General features: G+C 49.4%; 14 protein-coding genes and 1 riboswitch. Of the genes, 6 read left to right on the forward strand and 8 right to left on the reverse strand.

Features of this window, described 5'->3' with window-relative positions:
- Window positions 1–103: 103 nt before the first annotated feature.
- Both V5J35_RS01935 and V5J35_RS01940 read left to right on the forward strand, forming a co-directional pair.
- On the forward strand, window positions 104–1,252 hold the full coding sequence (locus V5J35_RS01935) for a pyridoxal phosphate-dependent aminotransferase (protein WP_354011350.1): 1,149 nt from the start codon (window positions 104–106) through the stop codon (window positions 1,250–1,252).
- Window positions 1,253–1,464: 212 nt separating this feature from the next.
- Window positions 1,465–2,751 (forward strand): peptidoglycan DD-metalloendopeptidase family protein, encoded by a 1,287-nt coding sequence (locus V5J35_RS01940; protein WP_354009652.1) that lies wholly within the window; start codon window positions 1,465–1,467, stop codon window positions 2,749–2,751.
- Window positions 2,752–2,832: 81 nt separating this feature from the next.
- On the opposite strand, the gene V5J35_RS01945 is transcribed toward V5J35_RS01940, so the two are convergent.
- Window positions 2,833–4,155 (reverse strand): hypothetical protein, encoded by a 1,323-nt coding sequence (locus V5J35_RS01945; protein WP_354009653.1) that lies wholly within the window; start codon window positions 4,153–4,155, stop codon window positions 2,833–2,835.
- A 230-nt stretch (window positions 4,156–4,385) separates the two neighbouring features.
- On the opposite strand from V5J35_RS01945, the gene V5J35_RS01950 reads away from it, so the two are divergent.
- Window positions 4,386–4,889 (forward strand): glycine zipper 2TM domain-containing protein, encoded by a 504-nt coding sequence (locus V5J35_RS01950; RefSeq protein ID WP_354009654.1) that lies wholly within the window; start codon window positions 4,386–4,388, stop codon window positions 4,887–4,889.
- Between the two features lie 343 nt (window positions 4,890–5,232).
- Here V5J35_RS01950 and cysG read toward each other — a convergent pair whose 3' ends face one another.
- The gene (gene cysG / locus V5J35_RS01955; RefSeq protein WP_354009655.1) at window positions 5,233–6,624 is read right to left on the reverse strand and encodes a siroheme synthase CysG; all 1,392 of its coding nucleotides are present in this window, start codon (window positions 6,622–6,624) and stop codon (window positions 5,233–5,235) included.
- A 141-nt stretch (window positions 6,625–6,765) separates the two neighbouring features.
- Window positions 6,766–7,653, reverse strand: coding sequence for a hypothetical protein (locus V5J35_RS01960; RefSeq protein ID WP_354009656.1), 888 nt, complete (start codon window positions 7,651–7,653; stop codon window positions 6,766–6,768).
- 273 nt (window positions 7,654–7,926) lie between these two features.
- On the opposite strand from V5J35_RS01960, the gene V5J35_RS01965 reads away from it, so the two are divergent.
- Together V5J35_RS01965 and V5J35_RS01970 are read left to right on the forward strand one after the other, a co-directional pair.
- Window positions 7,927–9,333 carry an MATE family efflux transporter gene (locus V5J35_RS01965; protein WP_354009657.1) on the forward strand — a complete coding sequence of 469 codons (1,407 nt, stop codon included), beginning with the start codon at window positions 7,927–7,929 and terminating at the stop codon, window positions 9,331–9,333.
- A 158-nt stretch (window positions 9,334–9,491) separates the two neighbouring features.
- On the forward strand, window positions 9,492–10,370 hold the full coding sequence (locus tag V5J35_RS01970) for a cupin domain-containing protein (protein WP_354009658.1): 879 nt from the start codon (window positions 9,492–9,494) through the stop codon (window positions 10,368–10,370).
- On the opposite strand, the gene serS is transcribed toward V5J35_RS01970, so the two are convergent.
- Both serS and V5J35_RS01980 read right to left on the reverse strand, forming a co-directional pair.
- A complete protein-coding gene (gene serS, locus V5J35_RS01975) occupies window positions 10,315–11,598 on the reverse strand; it encodes a serine--tRNA ligase (protein WP_354009659.1) in 1,284 nt (427 codons plus the stop codon). The genes V5J35_RS01970 and serS overlap by 56 nt on opposite strands.
- A 164-nt stretch (window positions 11,599–11,762) precedes the next feature.
- Window positions 11,763–13,004, reverse strand: a complete 1,242-nt coding sequence (locus V5J35_RS01980; RefSeq protein ID WP_354009660.1) for a Fic family protein — start codon at window positions 13,002–13,004, stop codon at window positions 11,763–11,765.
- Window positions 13,005–13,206: 202 nt separating this feature from the next.
- Window positions 13,207–13,292, forward strand: a riboswitch (Fluoride riboswitch).
- A gap of 74 nt (window positions 13,293–13,366) precedes the next feature.
- Between V5J35_RS01980 and V5J35_RS01985 the strand changes: the two genes are divergently transcribed.
- Window positions 13,367–14,548, forward strand: a complete 1,182-nt coding sequence (locus V5J35_RS01985; RefSeq protein ID WP_354009661.1) for a cation:proton antiporter — start codon at window positions 13,367–13,369, stop codon at window positions 14,546–14,548.
- 61 nt (window positions 14,549–14,609) lie between these two features.
- Here the strand turns inward: V5J35_RS01985 and V5J35_RS01990 are convergent, their stop codons facing one another.
- The 3 genes from V5J35_RS01990 to lolA form a co-directional block, all read right to left on the reverse strand.
- Entirely contained in the window at window positions 14,610–16,079 is a 1,470-nt protein-coding gene (locus V5J35_RS01990) for a calpain family cysteine peptidase (protein WP_354009662.1), read from the reverse strand.
- A gap of 138 nt (window positions 16,080–16,217) precedes the next feature.
- Window positions 16,218–17,546 carry a replication-associated recombination protein A gene (locus tag V5J35_RS01995; RefSeq protein WP_354009663.1) on the reverse strand — a complete coding sequence of 443 codons (1,329 nt, stop codon included), beginning with the start codon at window positions 17,544–17,546 and terminating at the stop codon, window positions 16,218–16,220.
- Window positions 17,547–17,552: 6 nt separating this feature from the next.
- The gene (gene lolA / locus V5J35_RS02000; protein ID WP_354009664.1) at window positions 17,553–18,248 is read right to left on the reverse strand and encodes an outer membrane lipoprotein periplasmic chaperone LolA; all 696 of its coding nucleotides are present in this window, start codon (window positions 18,246–18,248) and stop codon (window positions 17,553–17,555) included.
- Between the last annotated feature and the right edge of the window lie 41 nt (window positions 18,249–18,289).

Consider the following 18,289-nt stretch of genomic DNA (forward strand, 5'->3'; position numbering starts at 1 on the left):
AGCATAAACACCCGCATAATAAAGCTACAACGTCATTCTACATCGATATAAAGAACGATAAACGAGGAACATCGTGACTGGTCAACCTTCCCAACGCGTTCAAATGGTCAAGCCATCCCCTACTCTTGCGGTGACTGCCCGTGCTGCCGAATTAAGAGCAGCCGGTAAGGACATCATCGGACTGGGTGCCGGCGAACCTGACTTCGACACACCTGTGCATATTAAAAACGCTGCCCTGAAAGCTATCGCTGAAGGTAAAACCAAGTACACCGCAGTCGACGGCACCCCTGAACTGAAACAGGCCATTATCAATAAATTCAAGCGCGACAATGATATCAGCTATACACCGGAGCAGATTCTGGTCTCCTGCGGTGGCAAGCAGAGCTTCTTCAACCTTGCGCTGGCACTGATTAATCCCGGCGACGAGGTGGTTATTCCTGCTCCATACTGGGTGTCCTATCCTGACATGGTGACCATTGCAGAAGGCAAGCCTGTTATTGTCAAAGCGACGCTGGAAAACCGCTTCAAGCTGACTCCGGAACAGCTGGACGCTGCCATTACCGATAAAACCCGGCTTGTAGTACTAAACAGCCCGTCCAACCCCAGCGGAACCGCCTATACCCGCCTGGAGCTGGAAGCCCTCGGTGATGTACTGAGAAAATATCCGGAAGTACTGGTCGCCACTGATGATATGTACGAACACATTCTCTGGAGCGATGAGCCGTTCTGCAACATCCTGATGGCATGCCCTGATCTGTACGACAGAACCATTGTACTGAACGGTGTGTCCAAGGCTTACTCCATGACCGGCTGGCGTATTGGCTACTGTGGCGGCCCTGCCTGGCTGATCAAAAACATGAAAAAAATTCAGTCTCAGAGCACCTCCAATCCATGCTCTATCGCCCAGGCTGCCGCAACGGAAGCCCTGGACGGCCCTCAGGATTGTGTCAAAGTCATGCTGGCTGCCTTCAAAAAACGCCATGACTATGTCGTTGGTCGCCTGAACGAACTGCCCGGAGTAACAGCCATTGAAAGCGACGGCACGTTCTACGCTTTCCCGGATTTCAGTGAAGCCATGCAGAACCTCGATATCGAAAAAGATACGGACCTGGCAGAAATGCTGCTGGAGAAAGGCGTTGCCCTGGTACCCGGTTCTGCATTCGGTGCTGAAGGCTGTATGCGCCTGTCCTATGCCACCAGCGAACTGGCACTGGAGACCGCTCTGGATCGCCTTCAGGATGCCCTGTCCTGATTATTGTCTTTTAGTACCCGGGGAACACTATAGCGTTCCCCGCTTCCTGCCCTGCCAGAAACGCATGTTCATGCGTGTAATTCTCAATAGTGTACAGTTGTACCAGCTGCAATACTGAGCGCAGATCGAGCCAGCTCCCGTTCGAATTTTATCGACGCTCGTATATCTCCGACGCTCGCATCTTACCAACATAGTTAACACCCGATGCCTCCATGCTACGAAAAATAACACTGCCGTTACGCCCCTTTGCAACAGGGTTGTTACTGATTTGCAGTGGCCTGACAGCTGCACAAACTACCTATGACCTGTACGATCATGACATCCTCGGCGCTCCTGTACAGGAGTCCGTGCCAGAAGACAGTGATCACCAGGACACAGACTGGCACCAATATAACGTTAAAAACAATGACAATATCTGGACCCTGTTTAAGCACGAAAGGCTGTCTGAGTTTGACCTGATTGACCTGTTCAGTGCTTCTGGAGCCGGAAAACACCTTAGCCAACTGGAGTTGTCACCGATAGTTCACTATCGGGTCGATGAACAGAGACGACTGCTGCAACTGAAGCTCATGATGGTGACCGGAGAAAACATCATCTTTGACCGTTACCAGGACAAGTTCCTGATGACCGTTTCAGAATCCAAACAGATCGACGATGACAAACCCCGGAAGAATACACTCTACCAGCGGGTATCCGGTGAAATTTCAAACAATTTCTATAAGAGTGCAAAAGCTGTGGGACTAAGCACTGAAACCATTTTGCAGTTTTCCAGTATTTTTCAGTCGGACATCGATTTTAACCGCGCAATACAAACCGGCGATCGTTTTAAAATTCTGCTGGAACCCGGAGACAGTAGCGACTCACAAGATCAGAATACGATTGTTGCCGCCCAGTTCATACAGAGCCATCGTACCCTAACCGCCCTGCTAAGCGACGACGGGAATTATTACACGCCGACAGGCCAGCTGATTGGCGGTACCTTTTCAAGAGATCCGTTAGGCAACAGTGCGCCCATCAGTTCAGGTTTTAGCCTTAGCCGCATTCACCCCATCACTGGCGTCAAACAGCCACACTTAGGCACAGACTGGGCAACGCCTGTGGGTACGCCAGTCTATGCAGTAGCCGATGGTCGTGTAAAAAAGGCTGTCAGGGGACACCCGGCGGCAGGCAACTATATCGAGCTGCAAAATGGCGGACGCTATGTAACTCGCTATTTACACCTTGATCGCCTTAGCGTGGCGGCTGAACAACAGGTCAGAAAAGGGGACCTGATTGGTTACAGTGGCAACACCGGCCTTTCGACCGGCCCCCACCTGCACTTTGAGCTGTATATTGATGGGCAGGCTGTCGATATCATGACCGCAAAGCTGCCCGACCAGAAACAACTCAAAGGCCCGTCTCTGCAACGCTTCAGAGAAAACAGCCAGGGGCGACTGGCACAACTTCAGCAAAATTCTGACAAAAGGCTTTTGGCTTCTTTGTCCAATGCACAGGATTAACGACAGAAGGTTGGCCTGAACTCTCTTACCTGACAACAGCCAGCCTTGTTCTAAGCCCAAAATGCTATTCATAGGATTACACTAATCATCCTCCTCAGCGCTACCAGAGTTTTCTTCGGACTCATCAGATGAGGGCTTCTGTTGCTCTCGCCAGTCAAACTGTTTTTCATATTCAGATGGTACTTCAATCCCGAAAGCTGCCTGACAATCGCTGAAACCAGGCATTACGACAATTTCTTTCCAGTCATCGTCTGTAGCTTTGGCAAGCTCTTCATTAATGGTATTCCTGTCAGCAGCACCCTTACCCCTCCTTCTCGAACGTCCTACTTCATGGCTAATACGTCGAAATACGCGCCGCAATTGTTTCAGATTGGCTGACGACGTTACTGCCACTGTTTTCATTCGCCTCCCTTTTACTTTGGTATTCTTTTTAGATCCATTACCTTTATCTTCTTCCTCTTTATTTTCATCGTCTTCTTCTGCCTCATCCGGCTTCGAAGTATCGTCTTTATATCTGCGCTTGTCCTTATCCCCATCCCCATCATCACCACCTGCAGCACCGGCGCTACCTCCAGATGGCGGTGGCGGAGGTGGCGGTGCAGCTCCCCCACCTGAGGCCTTCTTATTGTTTTTTCTGGCATCACTTGCCTGACGGATTTTAGCCCTGTTAGGCCGCCCTCCTTTTACGACCTCCTGCATTGGTACCCTACCATCAGCCAGCAAGCCTGAACCGTTATAAGAGGGACAAACCGGCTTCTGGAGATTAAGTACTTCAGGGATGATCCAAGAATCGTACTCAACACCTTCGAACTCAACCTTTACGACCTCTTGGAGATAGCATCCACCGGGAGTCGACGGCAGATTGGAGGCATCCACTCGCAGATGACTCAGATTGACCACCTTTTCATACACCAGAATCAGAAAAGGATATTCAAACCCCGGTCTGGCTGAAAAAGTTAAACGGGAAGATGACTGCAAAGGAAAGCTGTTTACAGGCAGCAACCGATCCCGGGAGAGAGAGTTCCTGCCAAACCCGACCAATTGACCACTAGCCTGAACCAGGTCAGCCGGGATAAACCAGCTATTCAAGCCCTCTTCGTTAGCCACGATAGCATCTTTCAGCATTCCGGCTTCTGCTGCACTGAGCTTAAGAGGCTTATTCAGTTCCAGGGAACCCGAACCGGCAAACTGGATCTGCTTCTGGTTAATATCCGTTTCACTGAGCCTGGGGCTGGCAGGTGTAAGGTGCCGGTTTATTTTTCTGGAAAGTTCATAAGGCGACTTTGCTACCCAATTCTCAATTTCAGGGTAGTTAAGAAAGTCCACCTCTGCTGCCAGTACAAATGAAGTAAAAAAGAGCGATAAGATACAGCACCACTTCATAAACCATCGCGCAATTATCATTTCTGATTTATCCGGTTCAAAATAAGGGGCCAGTATAGTTCAGCCATCAGGCAACCCCGCCAATATCAGCCCGGTGTTTACGGAGAAATTGGTAAATGATTGTTAAAGCTTCTACAGCTTAATGCGTTTTTTTGATAAACATACCAGCAAAATGCAAGAGGTCTCCTGCACCCGAAAGGTTAAACCTTAACCTGCATTGCAGGATAAGCAGTATGCAAAAAGGATAAGATATGAAAAAGTCCATCATTGCTCTTGGCAGTTGCCTGTTAATGTCCAATATAGCGGTAGCCAGCAGCTTTTCAGATACTGCCGAGATCGTCTCGGTAAAAGAAATTTTCCGGACAGAAACCATTCGCACCCCCTATCAGGTCTGCGAAGAAAAAATGGTGATTGTTGAGGAACGAACCGGTTCCAGCCCGGTATCAACCGTGGCAGGTGCTATCGTGGGTGGCGTTGTCGGCAACCAGTTTGGCAAAGGTTCAGGCAATGTTGCCATGACCGCCGCAGGTGCCGCCCTGGGTGGGGCAATCGGTTCCGAATCCAGTGGTAACACGACCAGCTCTGCACAAACCGTTAACCAGTGCCGGACAGAGTACAACGTCGAACATCGCAATGTTCTGGACCATTATCAGGTCACCTACAATTACAATGGGCAGGTACGAACATGGGGAACCCCAAACAAACCATCCGGGAACACATTGCGGGTTAATGTGAATGTCACACCGAGCGGATAAGGCGAAAAATGCACAGTCTGACTAACAAGTTCGGAAAATAATGTCAGCATCCCTAACAAACCGAACTTACAGAGCACAGGACTGCAACTTTGTCTCACCCTCCCGGTCTTACGTTGTGAACGTCAGGCGATTATCCAGGACCGGATAACCAGGCAAAACCTTGCAGCCTGGCTTGCAACGGACTGCAGTCACTGCGTTATGCTGACAGCATTGATACCAGAAACAGGAACAAAGAGGTATTAAAGTCCATGCAAACTGTCGTTCACGTCGAAAAAGGGGCACTTTCCCTTCGATCCCTGTGACCCCTTTTTCGACACCTTTAACCATCAGGTAACCTCAAAATTCACTCATTGCCCCCCGGATGATACCAGCGCAGCTTCTCATGCAGCCTGACCACGTCGCCAACAATAATCAACGTGGGCGCACGGACATTTTTTTCTTTCAGTTCATTTTCAATGCTGCTGAGCGTTGCAGTAAATACCCTTTGTTTCTGAGTGGTACCCTGTTCGATCAGGGCAATGGGGGTAGTGGACGAACGACCATGTTTTATCAATTCAGAGCAGATGCGTGGCAGCCCCATTAAGCCCATATAAAACACCAGCGTCTGGCCGGGGTCGAGCATTTCCTGCCAGTTAAGCTGATAAGAGTCGTCTTTCAGATGACCGGTAACAAACCGTACCGACTGGGCATAGTCCCTGTGCGTCAGGGGAATACCGGCATAAGTAGAGCAGCCCGATGCGGCGGTAATACCGGGAACCACCTGAAAAGGAATGTTCTCCTGAGACAATGTATCAATTTCCTCACCACCCCGGCCAAAGATAAAGGGGTCACCGCCTTTCAGCCTGAGTACCCGCTTTCCCTGTCTGGCCTGATCCACCAGCAGCTGGTTAATATCACCCTGCGGCACTATATGCCGGTCGCGTTTCTTCCCCACATAAATGTAATCCGCGTCACGGCGACACAAATTCAGTACATCTTCAGAAACCAGACGGTCATAAAGCACAACATCGGCCTGCTGCATCAGGCGTACTGCTTTAAAGGTCAACAGGTCAGGATCCCCCGGACCACCGCCAACCAGGTACACCTCACCGATACTGGCAGGTTGTGATGCCTGCAACGTCTCCATCAGTAATTGCCCTGCTTCTTTCAGATCGCCGGACAGGGCTTTTTCAGCGACAGGCCCTTCCAGTACCCGCTCCCAGAAATAACGACGATCATTAATATGACTGAAGTGTTCTCCCACCGCGCGCCTGAACTCCCCCGCCAGTTCTGCCAGACGTCCAAAACCGGCAGGCAACAGAGATTCAAGGCGGGTGCGCAACAGTCGGGCCAGTACCGGTGCCTTTCCTCCCGTTGAAAAAGCCACCATCACCGGAGACCGGTCGACGATAGCCGGCATAACCGCAGACCCGGCTTCTGCATCGTCCACCACATTAACAAACAGATGACGGGCATTGGCTTCCGCAGCAACTCGGGTATTGATAGCCTTATCATCGGTTGCGGCAATCACCAGATAAACGTCGTTCAAATCTTCTGATTCATAGCATCGGGTTTCCAGCTGATGCCTGGAATCCTCAAGCAGCGTATACAGTTCGGGCAGAATATCAGGTGCCACCATGCGAATAGTCGCACCGGCACGGTGCAAAAGTCTGGCTTTGCGCAGGGCGATATCACCACCACCGACAATCAGGCAACGGCGCTGCCGCATCTCCAGAAACAGGGGAACATAATCCAAAGAAGTTCTCTCTTATTTATTATCTCAGTAATGCTCAAGCAGCATTCTATCAGCAGTGAATTAACTGGAGAAATGAATTATCGGCTTAAGGAAATAACACCTACCTTAAAGAGCTTTCCTATGTTTCTTATCATCAGTCAATTAACTCTGACAAAATAAAGACTGGTATGCCAACAAAAAAAGGATACTTAAACACTCCACCATTACCGCAGGGAAACTTAAACTTCCGACCCGGTCTCTGTCAGAATCTATAACGGCCTGGTTAAAACGCTCAATATGCAACCAGAGTGTTTCGAGATCAATATCACCGCTCATCTCGAACTGTTGCGACAAGTGCCCATACCGTTCATAAAAACGACTCAACGCCGGATCAATATGGCGGTTTCGTCGTAATTCACCCGTTATAAGCAAGGCTGTACCTACTTGATACCAGCCAAAGTTATACATATTTCTCGATTCCAAAGCCTTCCATGCATTATTTATGGCTCCAACAATACCTGTCAGTTCGTACGAGGCAGCATTAAACCCCAGAATAGCGGTAAAAACGTATAAACGACGAGAGTCTGTAGAAAGACGCATGCAGCAATGCCAACTGGAATAGTTTTGGATGTCCGGGTGCAGTTCATGAAAAGAACTCCAAAACTCAAATGTTGCCGGATTTGATGCCAATAGATTCTGGATATTGTTGTAAATCTCCGCAACCTGCTCGCTGCTCAGAGTATTGGTTGTCACTTGCCAAATCTCTGTTGTGCCAGCATTCTGCCCATCAGGTTGCTCTGACTCATCTTCAGCCGCAGGCTCCTCAACAGCAGGTTGCCCTGACTCATCTTCAGCCGCAGGCTCCTCAACAGCAGGTTGCCCTGACTCATCTTCAGCCGCAGACTCCTCAACAGTAAGAACATCAAATCGGTTACTGACTTGTACGTTATATTCAACAACCTCATCATCACTACCCGGTAGTCCATAACTAAATAAAAGACCCCAGAACAGGAATAAAAATAAATAACTAGAGGTTACGACTGTTTTCATAGGTATGTTGTGTTGAGTGAATGAACAAGTTTCAGCTTTATAGAATGTTTTTTTGGCAATTAGTTCAATTCAAAGCACGCCGATCTGGCACCCAGTCTACGGACAACCCCACTCATTCTGCGGCAAGCAACCAGATTATAAATTCAGCTCCAGTTCTTATAATACCCGCCGACAACCTTTGTCCGTGCGCATACTGCCCTACTGATTTATGGCTGTATTAAAACGATTAACAACGATTCATAGTCCATTCAGGGCAACCCGCAAAGGATCTGCATGATTCAGGCATTAACATCACACCCGGCTGAAAATAAGGCCTTCTTCCGTAAACTCTGGAGCCTGGCGATTCCTGTATCCATTCAGGCAATGATGTTCTCGTTGCTTGGCCTTATCGATATCATGATGGTGGGCCGTCTGGGTGAAGCCTCTGTTGCTGCGGTTGGTCTGGGTAACCGCATATTCTTCTTCAACCTGGTTCTGACCGCAGCCCTGGGCAGCGGCATGACCGTACTGGCATCCCAGTTCATTGGTGCCGGTGATAAAGGTGGCCTTCGTCGTACATTGGTTCAGGCGGTGTTTACTTCGCTGGCGGTCAGCCTGCCTTTTATTGCCATATACATGTTGTTTACTCAACAGATTCTCGGACTTGCCAGCCAGGACCCGGAACTGCTGGAACTGGCCAGCAGTTACCTGCTTATTACTGCGCCATCCATTATTTGTACGGCTATCGTCGTTCCTCTGGAATCGGCATTGCGTGCAGCAAATGATGCCAGAACACCAACACGTATTGGTTTTATTGCCATACTGGTGAACATTGCCCTGAACTATATTCTGATTTTTGGCGAACTGGGCTTTCCTGCACTGGGTGTTGCTGGCTCGGCCTGGGGAACCACTCTGTCTCGCCTGTTCCAGACCCTGTTACTGGTCAGCTATATCTACTCCAAACGGACTTTCCTGCTACCCTCATTAGACGATATCCGTCAGGCATTAAAGAGAGCAGAGCTGCGCCGCTATTACCAGATTTCCGTTCCTATCATCTTGCAGGACGGTCTCTGGGCTTTTGGTACCATTCTTTATAACCTGATTTACGCCAGCATGGGCGTTAACGAGCTGGCAGTGATGAGCGCTGTGTCCTCCATAGAAGCCATCCTGATGTCCCTGTTCATCGGTTTTGGCGTGGGCTGCTCAATCATTATCAGTCAGGACCTGGGAGCCAGCCGTTTTCAAAGTGCATGGCGACAGGGCTGGCTGGTACTGATCCTGGCTCCCATCGCAGCACTCTGTATCGGGTTACTAATGGTGGTGTTCCGGCATGATATTGTCAGCCTGTTTGGCGACTTTAATCAGACGACCATGCTGATCGCCTCTCAGGTGATGATCGCCTCCGGTCTGGCCCTTATGCTGAGAGTGATTAACTTTACCGGAATTATTGGTTTGTTACGTTCCGGCGGTGATGTTAAAGCCACCATTTATATCAATGTAGCTGGCATGTGGGGGGTTGGTTTACCCCTGGCTTATTGTGCCGCTAACTGGTGGGGCTGGCCGCTTTACCTGGTGTTTATCTGCAGCCTTGGTGAAGAGATCACCAAATCCATACTGGTGCTTGCCCGGATTGTATCCAGACGATGGCTGAATAATCTCGTTCAGGAAAAGCCCTCAACAGAACTGGTGACTCAAGACTGAAATTCATCCCCTCATGGCACTCTGGCATCGCCAGAGTGCCTGAACACCGTCCTTCAGGAAATCTGAAACAACTCACAGCCTCTCCCTCATTACGGAACCAAACCCTGTAAATGCAGTCAATATCTGACAGAGATTTCAAGAATTACAGGGCGATTGATATGAATATGAATATGATAAAAAAATGGAAGCTCCCCTGCCTCCTGCTAATGAGTAACGCAGTGTTTGGTTACAACTTTGAGGAAGTAACACCAGAAAGCTTTATGCAGGGCCTGGATCAGCTATTTACAGGCTATAGTGTCAACCCAGATATGGTGACCCGCTACCTGACCGGATTGTCTCATCTATCCAGCGGACTGGTTGACCACCCGGAAACACAAAAGATCCTGAATGCTTTTGAGCAGAAAAAAAGCGCCACACAATGCGAACAATATGATAGCCAGACCACTTATAAAGATGATGAACAAACTTACTGCGACAAAATCCTAAATGAAATCGCCGGGAATTACCTGACAATGTTTGGCCTTGATAGCTTCAAAAACCCTTATATAGCCGCCACGCTTTCTTACATTACTCCCAATGACAAGATGTCCCTTCACAACCATCTGAATAACAATGCAGTCATGGTCGTATTAAAAGGTGAATTGAGAAGCCTGAACTTTGATATTGTCTCTCCGGAGAGACAATCAAAGGTGACAGTTCAAAAGAATAAAGACATGTGGCTTCGTGAGGGCGAGGTGTCTTATTTTAGTGTCGCCAGGGATAATCTCCATGAAATCCATACGGCTGGCGAAAGTGCTATTTTTCTCTCAATTTATACTGACATCAGTGATTCTTATGACTTTGATACCCCGAAAGGCTCCTTAAAACGCAGTCAGGTACCCACCACCCATGGTTCAAGAGAGCGCTACGATGCAGGCTGGTCAGGCAATCAAAGCCAGAAGCAACCGCAGCTGCTTCGGCTTATTATCGACGAATCAGGCGCTATGCTAGCAGTTCCTTTCCACCCAGATACGGACGCAGAACTTCCGGCACAGTAATAGAACCGTCTTCATTCTGGTAGTTTTCCAGAACCGCCACCAGCGTGCGACCGACCGCCAGGCCTGAACCGTTCAGAGTATGCAGCAGTTCAGGCTTACCGGTTTCAGGGTTACGGAAACGCGCTTTCATACGACGGGCCTGGAAGTCCATGCAGTTGCTGACAGAAGAAATTTCGCGGTACTTCTCCTGAGCTGGTACCCATACTTCCAGATCATAGGTCTTGGTGGCACCAAAGCCCAGGTCACCACCGCACAGGGCCACCACTCGGTATGGCAGTTCCAGCTTCTGCAGAATCGCTTCAGCGTGCCGGGTCATTTGTTCCAGAGCTTCGAAAGAGTGGTCCGGATGAACAACCTGCACCATCTCCACTTTTTCAAACTGATGCTGACGAATCAAACCACGGGTGTCGCGGCCGTGACTGCCCGCTTCACTGCGGAAACAGAGGGTGTGGGCAGTGAACTGCATCGGCAGCTGATCAGCATCCACAATAGAGTCGCTGACAATGTTGGTCAGGGTCACTTCAGACGTTGGGATCAGGTAGAAAGGCTTGTGGCCTTCTTCAGACACTTCCGTTCTGAACAGGTCCTCACTGAACTTAGGCAGCTGACCAGTACCCAGCAGGGCTGTATCATGTACCAACGCCGGAGTGTTCACTTCTTCATATCCATGCTCAGACGTCTGTACGTCCAGCATAAACTGGGCAATAGCGCGGTGCAGGCGGGCGATCTGACCGCGCATCAGGGTAAAGCGCGCTCCTGACAGCTTGGTGCCGGTTTCAAAATCCAGCCCCAGAGGTGCGCCCAGATCCACATGATCTTTAACGTCAAAGTCAAAAGAGCGAGGAGTACCCCAGGTGCGCACTTCAACGTTATCGTCTTCATCCCGGCCTTCCGGCACAGAGTCGTGCGGCAGGTTTGGCACTTCCAGAAGCAGCTGATTGATCTCAACCTGCAGGGAAGCCAGCTCCTGTTCGGACTCTTTTACTTCCGCAGCGATTTTGTCCATTCTGGCTTTCAGTTCGGCAATGTCACCGCCCTGAGCCTTGATTTTGCCGAACTCCCTGGAACCCGACTTACGTTCACTCTGCAGCTGCTCGGTGCGAACCTGCAGGGACTTCCGACGCTCTTCCAGTGCGCTCAGTCGTTCAACATCCAGCTCGAAGTGCTTTTTACGCAATATCGCAGCGACTTCTTCAGGATTGCTACGAACGTACTTGGGATCTAACATCTCTAATCCTAATTTCAATATTCAATGAAATTATGCTCTATCCAGCGAAACTTAAAGGTTGAAAGCCATCAACCCTGAACAGAATTAAGCATTAAAGCGGAATAATACACCATGCCAGCGTGACATTCGATAATGGGGTAGGTTTCAAACAGACTAGGGTAACTTTAAACCTGCTGGCACTGTTTTTTACGAGGTGGTGCAGACTCGTCTTCTTCTGGCTCAAAGGCTTTTCTGCTTAGCTCATGGTCTTCTGCTGTACTTTTATATCTCCCCTTACCCACGACCTTGCCTGACTGCAGCCCCAATATGAAACTTTGTGTTTTACTGACAGAAGATGCCATGACTTTAGATAACTTGCCGGAGTCGTACAGATCAATAATATTCGGGTCATCCCAGACAATCGGGCAATAGCCATAATACATAAGGATTGAATCAACCAAACCTCTGATAACACGAATATTGCCATCTTCAAAGGGATGTATCTGGTCGACCTTCGAAGCAAGCTCGGACAACAGTAAAAATAGCGTTTTTTCATCCGTCACAGAAGTCAGTCTGTCCTGATACTCTGCCAACACCTTTTCTATGGCCACCTCAACCTGTTTGTGCTGAACCGGCGCAAAGTCAACCGTATATTTCTCATCTTTCAGATAAGCATACAGTTTGCTGGCAGCGGGTTTGCATCGACGAATAATCCTGCTGGACATAGGGCTGGCTGTATTATATTCATCGACATGAAAGCAGCCTTTTGTCTGCCCAGAAATGGAACGCAAGAACATTTCAGCCTGCTGTAATCCTTTCCGGGTATAGTTGGTTTTCACTCTGAAAAATACTCTTTTTTTACGAAACTCTCCTTTAGAGCCAAGCTTGATACCCAATCTGGAAGATCGTGAAGGTCTGCGAATTGTATCAAACAACTTACTGTGCAACTGCTTCAGGTAATCAGCTCTGGTCAGTTCTCCAGCATTCCGGGTACAGGGAAGCTGTTCAATAATAAATTCATACATGGACGCTCCACCCCGGAGACAGCCTGGCTCCCTGCTTTCAAACGCTTTAGCACCCTTTTCCGTCTTTAACAGCTTTTCATCAACGAGCAATCGGTAACGCTCTTCAACGGGTATCTTCTGGTACCATTTGATGCCTGCTTCCGGAGCCGGTTTCAACGTGGTCGCTGGTAAGGTTTCAGCTGGAAGAGCGACCAAAGCATCAGCCCTCCGGCTTGCCAAAGGGTTCAGAAATACCTCAATGCCGGGTAATGGCAAACTCTTACCCTGCTGACACTCTTCTGCGCCTTTGCCTCGAAAAACGCCCTTCGCCCTTTCAAGACGGCTGCTCTCATACACAGGTACAAGGACAGGTCTCCATAGAGCTTCAAGCTGTGGAAAAGGTGATTCAAAAAGTGGCCCCATAAACGTCCTCTGGTTTGATTAAGCAAGGTTATTACAGTCTGAACATTCTTTAATTGGATCAATACCTGACTGATAAGTTTCTCTCACCTGTGACAAAGTGGTCAGAAAGACTGACTTTTTACTGCTGAAGCGAACCGTACAGATTTAAACTCATGATGAAAAACCAGAATTTTATGGTAAGATTTGCCCCGGTTTGAGCCATACGGCTCAGGGTGATGGAGTTCCACCTGTTAACCGCTCCCTTAGCTGATTAACAAAGCTATGGCAGCTGATGACTCCTGTGTATTGATTCCCGACCGGGGATGGCACAGGATACTTGTAGCTGTACCTTCCCGGTCTTCGACTGACACCACGGAGACCTTATGAATCTCGGTATTCTCTTTTTCCTGATCCTGTTTGGCGGCTGGGCGGCTGGCAGGCTGACTCAGCGCATCAAACTGCCTGCCGTTCTGGGCATGGTTCTGGTGGGAGTGGCCATTGGCTATTTCTTTGGTAATAACCTGCCTGCGTCGCTTAATGAAAGTTCCAACTTTCTTAAAACCCTGGCACTGATCATTATTCTGCTTAAAGCAGGTCTGGGCATCAGTCGCTCCACACTTAACCGGGCTGGACTGTCGGCCCTGCTGATGACGTTTATCCCCTGTATTTTTGAAGGCGCTGCCCTGACGGTGATCCTGAATTACCTGTTCGGCTTTGACTGGGCGGTGGCTGGCCTGACCGGCTTTATGCTGGCAGCGGTTTCCCCTGCCGTGGTCGTTCCTTCCATGCTGGAGTTGCAGTCAAAAGGCTATGGGCAGAAAAATGCCGTACCGACGATTGTGCTGGCAGGTGCTTCGGTAGACGACGTGTTTGCCATTACCTTCTTCTCAGTCTGCATGGGGCTGGCAACCGCTGAAGAGAGCATCAGCATCGGTTCTGCGCTGCTGGCCATCCCTGTTTCCATTATTACCGGATTGCTGCCGGGTATTATTGTTGGCCTGTTTCTGGCCTGGCTGTTCAAACGCAGCAAAATGCCCGTGGTCGAAAAAGTGCTTATTCTTCTGACCGTAGCCGTTGCGATGGTGGAAATCGGTGAAATGATTGAAAGCGCCGCTTTGCTGGGCGTTATGACCGTGGGTTTTCTGTTGCTTGAACGTGCAGAAAGCAGCGCGGTTGAACTCTCCGGACAGTTTGGCAAAATCTGGTTCTTTGCCCAGATTCTTCTGTTTGTCCTGATCGGGCTGTCCGTCAATATTGAAGTGGCCCTGGGTGCAGGTTTCACGGGTCTGATGGCTATTGCCGGTGGCCTGGTATTCCGTTCCATCGGGGTATTAATCGCTACTCAATTCTCCAGCTTGTCATTTAAAGAGCGGATTTTCTGTGTGATTGCCTATTGTCCAAAAGCCACGGTTCAAGCGGCACTGGGCGGTGCGGCACTGGCGGCAGGTTTGCCGGAAGGGGAGCTGATTCTGGCTTTAGCGGTGCTTGCCATTGTGTTCACGGCACCAATGGGGCTGATCGGTATCAATGTCTTTGGAACAAAACTGTTAAGCAGGGACTATTAATACCCAGCAAAGTCATTGAAAGGGCAGTCACAGATCAACTGCCTTTTCAGGTGTTTTTCTATTAATCAGCTCGACAATAGTTGAGTCCACACTGACTGATATACAGTTCGTTAAACGTTAGCGCCAGCTCCTTTATGGTCATTTTATGCACGCCCGTTTTTATGGGTGCAGACTCACCAAAATCTTCAAAGTGTTTTCTCTTTGCTGCTACAGCCACTTGATTTTTTGATTCCATGACGACCTGAAATGCTGAGCGTACACGTACAAACGGATAATACGGATAGCCTGTAACATCTGCAAAACGGAACGGATAGCCTGCTGTAACATTGGCGAAGCTAGCTGCAAAACGCTTCGCTCCGACTGTTGAAAAACCGAATGCTTTATTATCGCCACGACCATAATCGAAATGCTCCATAAACTCAAAAACAGTCCCTCCCTGTGGTAATGCCTCGTCCTGGTGTTTGATAATGCTGAATGCACTTTTAAGGGCAGAAGACTCTCCACGAGGGTCACGGATATAAACGACTCCTTCCTGTTCATCATAGCCGATCACACTGTATGCATGATACCTGCTGACATCTTTAAAGGCTTCAAATGAAATGGGGTCAGAGTATCTGTACGCAATTCCTAAAACAGCGGCTTTTCCCTCCCGGACAAAAGAACGCAGCGCACTTTTTAACCGCTCCTCTGACTCGAATTGCGGGTTGTAATTCACAGAAGAGGAGCCTGCAAGCATTTTAAAGGCATCTTGAGGCTTTATTCCAACCAACTCTGAATATTGATGATACCACCACGACTCAGGATCGTTACCATTATGGTTGAAATGGTATTTCGACAGGTGAGCATAGGCTGCTTCCAATATTGCTACCCACTTCCCGCCATCCCGGCTGGTAGCAAAGTCTGATTTACCCTCTACTTCGCTGAAGTGAATATAAGCGCGGTCATTGGGTAACCCCGGGAACAAAACACTGACGCTTGACTTATCACTGTACTTAAAATAATTGAATATCCGTCTTTTGCCGGTTTCAGAATTGGCCATGGAAGCCAGGGTTGCAATCAGCGTGCAATCAGGAAAACGACGCTGCAAGATGTTATCCGGAGTAATGCTCGTCAGCCCTTGGGGAAATATCAATCGATAGGTAGTGGCAAAAGGCTCTCGTTCAGGCGCTGCCAGCCAGGCTTCCCAGAAAGCATTGTCCTGCTCGTGATGGTAACTTAAGGCATGCCCGGAGAGTTCCGCCAACTCAATGCTGGCCTGGTTCAGGGTAGCAGTAACAGGATCTTGCAATGCCTCAAAATTAACCAGATAAAGTCGCACTACCTGATAAAGTGTCTGGTTCAGATGGGGTGCGTGATAACCTTCAATGAGTTCCTGATAGGAAAGCCGCTCATCATTATTGGTGTCGATTGTAGCTGCCAACTCACCGTAGTAGCGGTTAGCTGTAGCGTAACCGGGAGTAAGCTCACCGCTCTCAGCGTGAACCGCAAACACACACAGAATCCCCAGCAGTAAAGTACATAACAGCTTCATGAATACCTCCTTTTACGTCTTTGAATCAGCGCCTTCCATAGCGCGGTATCAAGCCAGATAGGGCTAAATGCTTTATTGGGTTAGAACATAACAACATTCAAAAGTTCAAAAGGCCTGAACACTCTTCACATTTTCGTTTCAACGTCGCTGCTTAGGACTCCTGGCATCCAGATCTTTCAGGAAGGCCAGTTTATCCCTGATTTTAATTTCAAGACCCCGGTCGTTCGGCTGATAATACTGCCTCGGCTCCATGCTGTCCGGAAAATAGCATTCGCCCGCCGCATAAGCGCCTGTCTCGTCATGGGCATAACGGTATTCAGCACCGTACCCCAGCTCACCCATCAGCTTTGTCGGCGCATTGCGCAAATGCAGAGGCACTTCATGGGAAGGGTTGCCACGCACATCGTCCAGCGCCGCTTTCCAGGCGAGATACACGGCATTACTTTTTGCCGCACAGGCACAGTACACCGTTGCATGAGCCAGAGCCAGAAGCCCTTCCGGCGCGCCCAGCCGTTCAAAAGCCTGCCAGGCGTTCATTGTGATCTCAAGGGCTCTTGGGTCAGCGTTGCCGATATCCTCACTGGCAATCGCTACCAGACGACGAATGATGTACAAAGGATCAGCGCCACCGTCGACTATTCTTGCAGCCCAGTACAGTGCCGCATCCGGATTAGAACCTCTGACCGATTTATGAAACGCAGATATCTGGTCATAAAACACCTCTCCGCCTTTATCAAACCGGCGCCCACTGTCTGCCAGAATATCAGTGACGCTTTCAGACCTTATAACACCGTCGTCACTCAGGTCGGCAGCAACTTCCAGAATATTCAGAACCCGTCGTGCATCACCGTCGGCATAACGAATGAGGATCTGCTCCGCTTCCGGTTCCAGGGTAATATTCCGTCCCGCCAGACCTCGCTCATCATTCAGCGCCTGCTGAATAACCTGCCTGAGATCGTCCTGCTGCAATGACCGCAGAACATAGACTCTGGCGCGGGACAAAAGTGCGTTATTCAGCTCAAACGAAGGATTTTCGGTGGTCGCGCCAATAAAGATAATGGTGCCGTCTTCAATATGCGGCAGGAATGCGTCCTGCTGAGACTTGTTAAACCGATGCACCTCGTCCACAAACAGGATCGTTTTACGGTTGTGCATCAGCTGTTCATCTCTTGCCCGGTCAACCGCTGCACGTATATCTTTCACGCCCGACAACACTGCGGAGAGCGTTTCGAAGCGGGCATCACACAAACCGGCAATCAATTTAGCCAGTGTCGTTTTTCCCACACCGGGCGGCCCCCAGAATACCATCGAGTGAATAGCCCCCTGCTCCAGGGCTTCACGCAGGGGCTTACCCCGGGCAAGGATATGGGCCTGCCCAAGGTATTCATCCAGATTCCCGGGTCTCATGCGAGCCGCGAGCGGCTCGAAACGGGCATGGGTGTTTGGAGTATCAAAAAGTGATGCCATAGTAACTTATTGCTCAGTGTTACCGGTTTGATCGATTACATCATAGCCTTTGGGAATCTCAACCCTGAAATCACTGTCGCTGATCATCCCGTTGACATTGACATCGCTCAGCTCTACACGACGCCGACCACCCAGGGAGTCCCGCAACTCGATACTGTTGAGTACACCATCACGAAAGATAATATCCAGTTTTTCAAACAGGTCTGAACTTCCGGCAGGTGTCAGGGTGAACCGCTCCTGTTTGTCATCACGATACAGACCAATCTGGTAATCTTTCAGAAATTCCTTAACATCACCACTCAACAGTTGCGCTGGTGTATTGGACATGCGCTGATCCTGAATCTGAATAATGACCTGCTGCAGGTCACGATCAACCAGCCATATTTTTTTGTCGAGGGCGACGATTTCCTGCTCAAAAGGCGACGCTGTGTCCCAGCGAAACTTGCCCGGACGTTTGATCTGCATGGAGCCGGACTCAGTACGTATCCGGCCATCAGAGCCTACTGATTCCTGTTTGAACTTCGCAGAAATCGTGCGGATTTTTTCCAGCTTTCGGGTCAGCTTTTCAGCCGCTTTGGCATCATTATCCTGCACAGCGGTCGCAGCAACCGGTTTGACCGGGGCTGCCAGAACGTTGACAGGAGAACCAGCAGACAGCGCAACAGCAGAAAACAGGGCAATGACTTTTAAATGCTTAAACATAGAACTTAGCAGCAACATCAACAATAAAAACTATAAAAACA

The organism is Endozoicomonas sp. NE40 (genome assembly GCF_040549045.1).
In the GTDB taxonomy this organism is placed as follows: domain Bacteria; phylum Pseudomonadota; class Gammaproteobacteria; order Pseudomonadales; family Endozoicomonadaceae; genus Endozoicomonas_A; species Endozoicomonas_A lisbonensis.